Here is a 10,985-nt window from a genome sequence, read left to right on the forward strand (position 1 = left end):
CACGCTAAAGACGCATTTTAGAATATTTCAGTACGTTACGGTTGGCGCACTGAACACTTTTATGGTTTGTCGGGCAATAAAAAATGGCAACAGCCGGGCGTTGCTTGCACGTTTTTTGTGCGGTGCGATATCATGCCGGGTGGGCCGCGAGGGTGCCAACCCGTCCATTTACCCAATAAAAGGAAGAAGTCGAATGAAATTCTACCCAGTGATCCTGTCCGGCGGCGCCGGCACCCGTTTGTGGCCGCTGTCGCGTGCCGTGTTGCCAAAGCAATTATTGCCACTGGTATCGGACCGCACGATGTTGCAGGAAACCGTGCTGCGCCTCAAGGGCGGGGCCGGCTTGCAGGCGCCGCTGATCGTCTGCGGTAACGAGCACCGCTTCATGGTGGCCGAGCAGTTGCGCGAGATCGGCGTCGCGCCGCTGGGCATCATGCTCGAATCGGCCGGTCGCAACACCGCGCCGGCGGTGGCCGCCGCCGCCGAGTACCTGCGCGCCATCGATCCGGAGGCGCTGATGCTGGTGCTGCCGGCCGACCACGTGATCACCGACCGCGCCGCCTTCCACGCCGCCATCGCCAGCGCCGCGCAGTTGGCGGGCGAGGGCGCGCTGGCCACCTTCGGCGTGGTGCCGACCGCGCCGGAGACCGGCTACGGCTACATCCACCGCGGCCCGGCCGTCGGCGCGGCGTATAAAGTCGACCGCTTCGTCGAAAAGCCGGACCAGGCCAAGGCCCAGTCCTTCCTCGACGACGGCGCCTATTACTGGAACAGCGGCATGTTCCTGTTCCGCGCCGAGCGCTACCTAAGCGAGCTGGCGGAATTCGCGCCGGCGATCGCCGCCGCCGCCGCGACGGCGGTGCAAAAAGCCTACCGCGACATGGACTTCTGCCGCCTGGACGAGGCCGCCTTTGCGGCCAGTCCGTCCGATTCGATCGACTACGCCGTCATGGAGCGCACGCAGCACGCGGTGGTGGTGCCGGCCGACATCGGCTGGAGCGACGTCGGTTCGTGGTCGGCGCTGCGCGACGTGCTGCCGCACGACGCGCAAGGCAACGCCACGCGCGGCGACGTCTATCTGGACGGCGTGAGCAATTCGCTGGTGCGCGCCGAGAGCCGCATCGTGGCGCTGGTCGGCGTCAGCGACGTGGTCGTGGTCGAGACCGCCGACGCGGTGCTGGTGGCGCACAAGGACCAGGTGCAGCGGGTCAAGCAGGTGGTCGAGCATTTGAAGACGACCGAGCGCACCGAGCATTTGCACCACACCAAGGTGTACCGTCCGTGGGGTTGCTACGAGGGCATCGACATCGGCGAGCGCTTCCAGGTCAAGCGCATCACGGTCAATCCGGGCGGCAAGCTGTCGCTGCAGATGCACCACCATCGCGCCGAACACTGGATCGTGGTCAGCGGCACGGCGCGCGTGACCTGCGGCGACAGCGTCACCCTGCTGTCGGAAAACCAGTCGACCTATATTCCGATCGGCATGAACCACCGGCTGGAAAACCCGGGCAAACTGCCGCTGCACCTGATCGAGGTGCAATCCGGCAGCTACCTGGGCGAGGACGACATCGTCCGCTTCGAGGACGTCTACCAGCGCGTCTGATCCCGCCGCACCACCGGGGTCAGGTCCGACATTCGGACACGGCCTCGGCTTTCTCCCCTAATTCTCCCCGCGTAAACGAAAAACGCCGCACCCGTCGGGGTGCGGCGTCGATGGCTGCCGTGCCGATCAGCGAGCGCTGATCCTGCGGCTGGCCTTGGCCGCCCCTTCCGCCTGCGGCACCGGATTGTTGGTCTCCACCAGCAGCGTGGTCGACGAGGCGACGGCGCCGCTCAGGTCGAGGTATTGCACCCCGCCGTAGTAGCGCTTGCCGGTCGGCAGGCCGCTCCAGCTGGCCGTGACGGTGGCCACGTTGCCGGCGTAGACCCGGCTCGGCGCGGCCGCCTTCAGCGCGCCGGCGGTGTCGCCGCGGGTGACCACGGCCGACGACAGGTTGAAGTCGGTCGAGACGCCGTCGGCCGGCGCGTAGCCGACCACGCAGACGCGGTAGTTGCCTGGCGCCGGGCTGTTCAGGCGCACCCATTCGGTCGAGCCGCCGCGCAGGCTGGCGCCGGCCACGCTGCCGTCCGGATTGAGCACCACCAGGTCGAGGTCGTCACCGCCGTTGGACGAGGTGTCGCGGTCGAACAGTTCGAACGCGGCGGCCACCGTGTTGGCCGGGATCGTCACCGGAATGGCGCGCACGCCGACCGTGTTGACCACGCAGGCTTCGGCCACGGCGGCGGCCGTGTCGAGCGGTTCCAGGATGGCCGGCACGGTTTGCGTGGCGCCCCGGTTGACTTCTTTGAGGCCGCCGACGGCCGTGCCCATGCGGCCGTTGAAGCCGGTCAGCACGCTCAGCAGCACCGTGCTGGCGGCGCGGGTGCTGGTCGTCAGCGCCGGCGACGAGACGGCCCGGCCGCTGCGCGCCGTCAACGGCACGCGCACCACGTGGTTGGCGTCGGTCCAGGTGACGTTACCGTATTGCCATTCGTTGAACGCGGCGGTGGTGCGGGTCAGCTTGACCGTGTAGCTGGCGCTGGCGTTGGGCGCCAGGGTCAGGGAGGTCGGCGCCAGCACGGCGTTGAAGCCGGGCAGGCTGGCGCTGCCGCTGTAGGTGGCGGCGCTGGCGCCGACGTTGGTGACGGTGCGGGTCACCTCGACCGTGCCGAGCGCGTTGTTGACGGTGATCGACGGCAGGTTCAGGTTGTAGCCGGTGATCGAGCCCTCGGTGCACTCGCCGCTGAAGCCGGCGCCGCACTGGTAGCGCTTGTAGTCGCGCGCGCCCAGGTCGTACACCAGGCCCGGATCGCTGGCGCCCTTGGCGTTGTACGCGCGGCCGTCGGCCGGATGCGGCACGGTGCCGAACGGGTTGATGTGGCCGGCGCCCTGGGCCCACGGCAGCACGCCCTGCTGCAGCCCGGTCAGGGCGTCGGCGAAGGTCGGCGTGGCGCTGGTCATCAGCGCCGACTTGATCGCCGCCGGCGACCACGTCGGATGTTGCTGGCGCAGCAGCGCGGCCACGCCGGCCACGTGCGGCGACGACATCGACGTGCCCTGGTACAGCGCCCAGGCCGGCGGCGGCGTCAAGGTGCCGTTGATGACGTTGGCGCGCTGGGTCGCGGTCAGCTCGGGCGTGACGCCGGCCAGGATGTCGACGCCGGGGGCGGTGACGTCCGGCTTGAGCACGTTGCCGTCGTAGCGGTTCGGGCCGCGCGAGGAGAATCCGGCCGAGACCGGCGCGTTCGGTACGATCACGTTGCTGAACACGCTCAGCGCGGCGACCGCGTTCTGCGCCGCCGCGTAGGCCTTGATGGCGTTGCCGTCGGCCGCGGTCACGTGCACCGTCGGCACCGAATGGATCTCGGCCACCAGGCCGCCGCCGTTGTCGACCATGATCATGCCGACGCCGCCGGCCTGCTTGACGGCCAGGCTCTTGTCGACGCGGGCGTTGGTGCCGCGCACGCAGGTGACGATCTTGCCGGCCACCTTGGCCGGGTCCAGCGTCGGGCCGCCGTTGGCGCCGACGCTGTAGCACAGGCGCGCCTCGGTCGCGCTGGCGCCGGCCAGCACCGCGTCCTCGGAGCGGATCAGCGGGGTGTTGGGCAGCGCGTGGTTGTTGAGCGAGACGCCCTTGTAGCTGGCGCTGTTGCCCAGGGTGACGGTGCCCTGGAACACGCGGTTGTTGACGGCGGCGGCGATCGTGGACAGCCACGGGCTGACGTGGTTGACCTCGTTGCCGGGGCCGTCGTTGCCGGCCGAGGCGGCCACGAACACGCCGGCGTTGGTCGCGTGCAGGAAGGCTTGCTCGACGGCGTCGTTGATGACGGTGCCGCCGCTGATCGAATAGTTGAGCACGTCGACGCCGTCGGTGACGGCCTGTTCGACGGCGGCCACCGCGTCCGAGCCCCAGCAGCTGTTCTTGCCGCCGGTCGGATCGCTGGCGTCGTTGAAGGTCCAGCAGATCTTGTAGGAGGCGATGCGCGCGCGCGGGGCGATGCCCGAGGTCTGGCCCATGGCGATGTTGTCGCCCAGGGTGGCCGTCACGCCGTTGTTGCCGGCCGCCGTGGTCGAGGTGTGGGTGCCGTGGCCGCCGTGGCCGACGGTGCCGCCGATCGAATCGCGCGGCGAGACGAACTCGGTCCAGTGCAACTGGCGGCCGGTGGCCTTGAAGCCGTCGATGAAGTAGCGCGCCCCGATCAGCTTGTTGTTGCACTGGGCCACGGTGAAGCCTTCGCCGCTGTCGCAGCCGCCCTGCCAGCCGGCCAGCGGCGTGTAGGCCAGGGTGCCGCCGTTGTCCCAGGTCGGCTTGCCGTTGGCGTCGACCCGGTCGGCGTAGGACAGGTTCTCCGGCCAGATGCCGCTGTCGATGATGCCGACGACGACGTCCTCGCCGGCCTTGTCCTTGCCGCCGAGCTGGTTCCACAGGCCGTTGGCGCCGTCCAGGCCGAGGAAGCTGGGCGTGTAGTTGGTCAGCATCTGGCGCGGGGTGTCGGCGGTGATGTTGGCCACCGCGCTGTTGGCCTTGAGCGCGCGCACCTCGTCGTCGGTGAGCATGGCCGAGAAGCCGTTGAGCACCACCTTGTAGTCGTACAGCATCGGCGCGGCGGCCACGGCCGCCTTGACCGACTGCTGCTTCTGGATCAGATAGCCGCTATAGGCCTGGGCGGCGCTGGTGTTGAGGTCGATCCGCTGGCCGGCGGCCGGCTTGGTGGCGGCGATGCCGGCGACGCCGCCGGTGTAGGACGACAGCGGCTTGTCGGCCAGTTGCACGATGTACGGACGACGCGTGTCGTCGGCGTGCGCGGCCAGGCTCAGGCCGGACAGCAGCAGCAGGACCGCTGCGGAAACAGGGCGTAATTTCATTGTGTGGTTCCTCGATGGATGGCTCAAACGGCGGGTGTCGATGCTTGGGCTTGCTTACGGCGGCGCGCGGCGCCGACCACGCCGAGCAGGCCGGCGCCCATCATCAGCCAGGTCGACGGCTCGGGCACGGGCGCGGCCACCAGCGAGGTGGTGGTGATGTTGTCGATGGCGAATTGGCCCAGGCCGGTGCTGAACGCCGAGCAGTCGCCGTTGTCGTCGCACACGAAGGCGAAGAAGTACAGGCTGGTGAAATTGCCGTTGTTGAACAGCGAAGACGAGTTGTAGCTGCCGAATTCGAAGCCCTCGCTGCCGGGGGCGTAGAACTCGTAGTCTTCAAACACGGTGCTGTTGTCGGCGCGGAAGCCCTGCACGCGCAGGAAGCCCGGCGTCGGCGGGTAGTCGTAGGCGTTCGAGCCGAGGAAGGAGGCGTCGAACGATTTCAGGCCGAAGGCGCCGCCCGGCGTGGTGCTGGTCAGTTCGAGGTAGCCGTCGTTGATGAAGGTGGCGTAGTTGCTGCTGCTGGCCGGGCACTGCAGGAAGCCGCACGAATCGACCGAGTCGGTGCCGTCGATGATGGCGCCGACGGCGTCGCCCGCCTGCGCGTCGGGGTCGGGGGAGTAGGCGGCGATATTGAAGCCCTGGCTGACGATGGAGTCGTTGTGGGTCAGGCCGATCGGCGGCAGGCCGTTGAAGTCGATGGTGACGTCGGCGTGGGCCGACGGCAGGACGGCCATGGTCAGGCCGGCGAGGATGGTTGCACGGACCAATTGTGTCAGTCGGAGGCTCGACGCGGCGCGTGGCGCATCGGTGGGGAACGAGCTGCGTTTCATGGATCTACCCTTTTGTGAGTGAAGCGAACGATGGCGTTGATGCCCCTTGACGCGCCGGGACAAGCGTGTGCTCCCGTTTGCGCGGGAGATGTCAATAATAGTAGCAACCCCGACAATAAATTGGCAAAAAGTTTATAAATGAAAATTCGGGTAAGCGGCATTTCCGGCGCGGTAAATTCGGTTTCCGCTGGGAGCGGCGCTGAACCGGGGTTGTGCTTGCGTGTGAATAATTCGCAACATTGTTGAGGATGCACAAAGAAGGTGCACGCGGCTGGCCTGGTTGGCGCCGGCGTGTCGGCCCCCGGGAAAGCGCGGCCGAAACGACAAGGCGCCGCCCCCGTGAAGGGGCGGCGCCTGAGCGGCCGCGGCGTTCGCCGCGGCCGGCTACCACCGGCGTTTACTTCGTGACGGCGGACTTGGGACGCGGACCCGACAGCACCAGCGGCAGCGGATCGTTGGTCTCGACCAGCAAGGCCGTGGTGGCGGCCACCGCGCCGGCCGGGTTGAGGAACTGCGCCCCGCCCAGATAGCGCTTGCCCGTCGCCAGGCCGCTCCAGCTGGCCGTGACGGTGGCGGCGCTGCCGGCGTACACCTTGCCCGGCGTGGTCAGGCGCAGGTTGCCGCCGACATCGGCGCGACCGACCACCGCCGACGACAGCGTGTAGTCGGTGGCCACCTTGTCGGCCGGCGCGTAGCCGACCACGCAGGCGCGGTAGGCGCCGGCGGCCGGGCTGTTGAGCATGACCGACTCGTTGGAGCCGCCGTTCAGGCTGGAGGCGGCGACGCTGCCGTCCGGCGCCAGCAGCACCAGGTCCAGATCGTCGTTGCCGTTGCCCGAGGAGGTGTCGCGGTCGAACAGTTCGACCGACAGCACCACCGCGTCCGCCGGCACGGACAGCGGCGTGACGACGGTGCCGACCACGTTGGCGCGGCAGGCGGCGGCCGAGGCCTCCAGGTCCGCCGGCGGCGCGCCGACGAAGGCGCGCACCGTTTGCGCGGCGCGGCTGATTTCCTTGAGGCCGCCGGCGGCCACGCCGAGGCGTCCGGTGAAGCCGGTGTTCACGCTCAGCAAGGTGGTGCTGGTGGCGCGCGTGCTCTTGACCAGATCCTTCGCCACGACCTGCTTGCCTTCGCGGGCGCTGACCGGCACGCGCACGACGTGGCTGCCGTCGGTGAGCACCAGTTCGCCGAACTGCCAGACGTTGGCCGGCGCCGTGGTGCGGGTCAGCTTGACCGTGAAGCTGGCGCTGGCGTTCGGCGCCAGCGTCAGCGAGGCCGGGGTTACCGTCACGCTGTAGCCAGGCAACGTGGCGCTGGCGGTGTAGGTCGCCGTGCCGGCGCCGACGTTGGTCACCGTGCGCAGCACGTCGGTCGAGCCGAGCGTGTTGCCGACGGTGATGGACGGCAGGTTCAGGTTGTAGCCGGCGATGTTGCCCGACGCGCATTGCGCGCTGATGCCCGCGCCGCACTGGTATTTCTTGTAGTCGAGCGCGCCGAGGTCGAACACCAGGCCCGGATCGGCGGCGCCGCCCGGGTTGTAGGCTTTGCCGTCGGCCGGGCGGCGCACCGTGCCGACCGGGTTGACGTGGCCGGCGCCCTGGGCCCACGGCAAGGTGCCGGTTTGCGGGCTCGGCAGGTTGTCGGTGAAGGTCGGGGTGGCGGTGGTCATCATGGCCGACTTGATGGCGGCCGGCGACCAGGTCGGATGCAGTTGCTTGAGCAGCGCGGCGATGCCGGCCACGTGCGGCGACGACATCGAGGTGCCGTCGTACAGCGCCCAGGCCAGCGGCACCGGCGACAAGGTGCCGCTGACCAGATTGGCGCGCTCGGCCGCGCTCAGGTCCGGCGTCACGCCGGCCAGCACGTTGGCGCCCGGCGCCGTCAGGTCCGGCTTGAGCACGTTGGCGTCGTAGCGGTTCGGCCCGCGCGAGGAGAAGCCGGTGATCACCGGCGCCGGCGTGGTGCTGGCGCCGATGGTGAAGCGGCTGATCGCGGCGGTGGCGCCGGCGCTGGTGGCGTAGGTCTTGACCAGCGCGCCGTCGGCGGCGCTGATGTGCACCGTCGGCACCACGTGCGGGTCGGCCACCAGGCCGGCGCCGTTGTCGACCAGGATCATGCCCACGCCGCCGGCCTGCTTGACGGCCAGGCTTTTGTCGACGCGGTCGTTGGTGCCGCGGTCGCAGGTGACGACCTTGCCGGCCACCTTGGCCGGGTCGAGCGCCGGCGCGCCGCCGTTCCAGCCGGTGCTGTAGCACAGGCGGCCGGCGGTGACGGCCACGCCGGCCACGCGCGCGTCCTCGCCGCGCACCAGCGGCGAGGATGGCAGCGCGGTGGCGTTGAGCGAGTAACCCTTGTACTGGGCGCCGTTGCCCAAGGTGGCGGTGGCGCCGAACACCCGGTCGTGGCTCGAGGCGGCCACGGTGGCCAGCCACGGGCTGATGTGGGCGACCTGGTTGCCCGGGCCGCTGTTGCCGGCCGAGGCGGAGACGAACACGCCGGCGTTGACCGCGTGCAGGAAGGCCTGGTCGACCGGATCGGCCAGGGTCTCGCCGCCGCCGATCGAGAAGTTGAGCACGTTCACGCCGTCGATCACGGCCCGTTCGATCGCCGCCACCGAGTCCTGGCCCCAGCAGCTGTTCTTGCTGCCCGTGGCCTCGTCCGGGGCGACGAAGGTCCAGCACACCTTGTAGGAGGCGATGCGCGCGCGCGGGGCCATGCCCGAGACGTCGCCGACGCCCGCGCCGCCCAGGTTGGCGGCCACGCCGTTGTTGCCGCCGGCCGTGGTCGAGGTGTGGGTGCCGTGGCCGCCGTGGCCGGTGGCGCCGCCGAGCGAGTCGCGCGGCGAGACGAACTCGGTCCAGTGCAGCGTGCGGCCGGTGCTGTCGAAGCCGTCCTTGAAGTAGCGCGCGCCGATCAGCTTGTTGTTGCAGGCGGCCACGGTGAAGCCTTCGCCGTCCTGGCAGCCGCCCTGCCAGTTGGCCGGCGCGTCGTAGACCAGGGTGCCGCTGTTGGCGAACGTCGGCTTGCCGTTGGCGTCGATGCGGTCGGCGTAGGACGGGTTTTCCGGCCAGATGCCGGTGTCGATGATGCCGATGACGATGTCCTCGCCGGCGTTGGCCTTGCCGCCGAGCTGGCTCCACAGGCCGGCCGCGCCGTCCAGGCCGAGGAAGGCGGGCGTGTAGTTGGTCAGCGGCTCGCGCGCGACGTCGGCGGTGACGGCGGCGACGTTGCCGCTCGCTTGCAGCGCGCGCACCTCGTCGTCGGTCAGCATGGCCGAGAAGCCGTTGAGCACGACCTTGTAGTCATACACCAGCGGCGCGTTGGCCACCAGCGCCTTGACGCTTTGCTGCTTTTGCGCCAGGTAGGCGCTGTAGGCCTGGGCGGCGGCCGTGGTGAGGTTGAGCTTGGAGCCGGCGACCGGTTTGGTGGCGGCCAGGCCGGCGATGCCGCCGGTGTAGGACGACACCGGCTGGTCGGCCAGTTGCACGATGTAGGGGCGGCGCGTGTCGTCGGCGTGGGCCGGCGACACGAGCGCCGTCAGCAGCAGCGCGATGGCGGCGGAAATGGGACGTAGTTTCATCGATGGTTCTTTCGGAATGGGGTGGGGACTCAGGCGGCGCGGGCGGCGCGGCGGCGGCGGGCGGCGGTGCCGACGGCCAGCAGGCCGGCGCCGAGCATCAGCCAGGTCTGCGGTTCGGGCACGGGAGTGACCGCGCTGGTGCCGAAACTGATGTTGTCGATGGCGAACTGGCCGCGGCCGGTGCTGCCGGCGTAGCAGCTGCCGCTGTCGTCGCACACGGCGCCGAAGAAGTCGAAGCCCAGGTACTTGGACATGCCGAAGTCGGCGGCGGTGTTGTACACGCCGAACTGGAAGCCGCTGGCGCCGGGGCCGGCCAGCGCGTAGGTGACCTGGTCGAAGCCGCCGCCGGCGATGAAGCCGCGCACCACCAGCAGGCCGGCCGTGGCCGGATAGCTGAAGCTGCTCGAGCCGAGGAAGCTGGCGTCGAAGGAAGTGAGGCTCAGCAGTTGGCCCGGCGTGGTGCTGGTGATCTCGATGATGCCGTCGTTCAGGCCGGTCAGGTAGCTGCCGTCGCTCGCCGGGCACTGCACGGCGCCGCAGGCGGCCACCGCGTCGGTGCCGTCGACGATGGCGCCGACCACGTCGCTCGGCTGCGCGTCCGGGTCGAAGCTGTAGCCGGCGATCTGCAAACCGTCGATGGTGAAGGCCCGTTGCACGGTCAGCTCGCCCGAGGCGTGGGTGCCGAAGGTGAGCGTGGTGTCGGCGCGGGCCGGGGACAGGGCGGCCAGGGTCAGGCCGGCGAGCAAGACGGCGCGGGCCAATTGTGTCGGCCGGGTGCGCGGTGCCGCGTGTGGCGCGGCGGGGAGGTGCGAGCTACGATTCATGAATCAACCTTTGGTAAGTGAGGCCACGATGGCGATGGGCTCCCCGGCCGGCGCGGACGCCCGCCCACGACAGGGATGTCAAATAGCTTAGCAAGCGCAACAATAAAGATGTGGGAGAATTAATAATATTGTTTCGGCCGCCGGCCGTTCGATCGTTGGAAAACGCGGCGGCGCGTGCAGGCATGCGGTTTGCAAGGCACCCGCCCACTGTGATTTATTTACAACATTGTGGCGCGCGCGGCTGTCGGCGCGGCCGGCCGCGCGCGCGGGGCTGGCGGGCTGAAGAAAAGATTGTCTAGCTGGCAAAGCGCATGGTAGTCTTGCCCCTGCGGCGGGCACCCGCCGCGCAGCTCCGGCAAGCAGCGGAACATCTCGGGTTAATTAAGGAGTTGGTCGGATGGAAGTGGCGAAGAATCGCGGTTGGACGGCGGCCCGCAAGGCCGGCGGCTTCACGTTGTTGGAATTGCTGGTGGTGATCGTCATCATCGGTCTGTTGGCGGCCTATGTCGGCCCCAAATATTTCGCCCAGTTGGGCAAGTCCGAGGTGACCATCGCCAAGGCGCAGATCGACGCGTTCGAGAAATCGCTCGACACCTACCGCCTCGACGTCGGCCGCTACCCGACCACCGAGGAGGGGCTGGGCGCGCTGGTGGTGGCGCCGGCCACGGCGGGCGCCAAATGGAACGGCCCGTACCTGAAAAAGGGCGTGCCGCCCGACCCGTGGGGCCACCCCTACCAGTACAAGGCGCCCGGCACCAAGTCCGAGTTCGAGATCACTTCGCTGGGACGCGACGGCCAACCCGGCGGCACCGGCGAGGACGCCGAGATCAGCTCGCAGTAAGCGT

At 69.2% G+C, this 10,985-nt stretch carries 6 protein-coding genes; 2 read left to right on the forward strand and 4 right to left on the reverse strand.

The features are described 5' to 3' along the window. The first annotated feature begins 193 nt into the window (after positions 1-193). Positions 194-1,603 (forward strand): mannose-1-phosphate guanylyltransferase/mannose-6-phosphate isomerase, encoded by a 1,410-nt coding sequence (locus AC07P1_RS14180; RefSeq protein ID WP_494696401.1) that lies wholly within the window; start codon positions 194-196, stop codon positions 1,601-1,603. 126 nt (positions 1,604-1,729) lie between these two features. Here the strand turns inward: AC07P1_RS14180 and AC07P1_RS14185 are convergent, their stop codons facing one another. The 4 genes from AC07P1_RS14185 to AC07P1_RS14200 form a co-directional block, all read right to left on the reverse strand. After that, entirely contained in the window at positions 1,730-4,906 is a 3,177-nt protein-coding gene (locus AC07P1_RS14185; protein WP_494696402.1) for a S8 family serine peptidase, read from the reverse strand. Positions 4,907-4,929: 23 nt separating this feature from the next. Next, positions 4,930-5,736 (reverse strand): NF038120 family PEP-CTERM protein, encoded by an 807-nt coding sequence (locus AC07P1_RS14190; protein ID WP_494696403.1) that lies wholly within the window; start codon positions 5,734-5,736, stop codon positions 4,930-4,932. 397 nt (positions 5,737-6,133) lie between these two features. Further along, complete coding sequence (locus AC07P1_RS14195; protein ID WP_494696404.1) at positions 6,134-9,316, reverse strand: S8 family serine peptidase; 3,183 nt, start codon at positions 9,314-9,316, stop codon at positions 6,134-6,136. Positions 9,317-9,345: 29 nt separating this feature from the next. Beyond that, on the reverse strand, positions 9,346-10,140 hold the full coding sequence (locus AC07P1_RS14200; protein ID WP_494696405.1) for an NF038120 family PEP-CTERM protein: 795 nt from the start codon (positions 10,138-10,140) through the stop codon (positions 9,346-9,348). Between the two features lie 397 nt (positions 10,141-10,537). Here AC07P1_RS14200 and gspG point away from each other — a divergent pair, with 397 nt between their 5' ends. Beyond that, on the forward strand, positions 10,538-10,981 hold the full coding sequence (gspG, locus tag AC07P1_RS14205; protein ID WP_494696406.1) for a type II secretion system major pseudopilin GspG: 444 nt from the start codon (positions 10,538-10,540) through the stop codon (positions 10,979-10,981). The last annotated feature ends 4 nt before the right edge of the window (positions 10,982-10,985 follow it).

It is taken from the genome of Duganella sp. GW821-FHT07F09 (genome assembly GCF_059418705.1).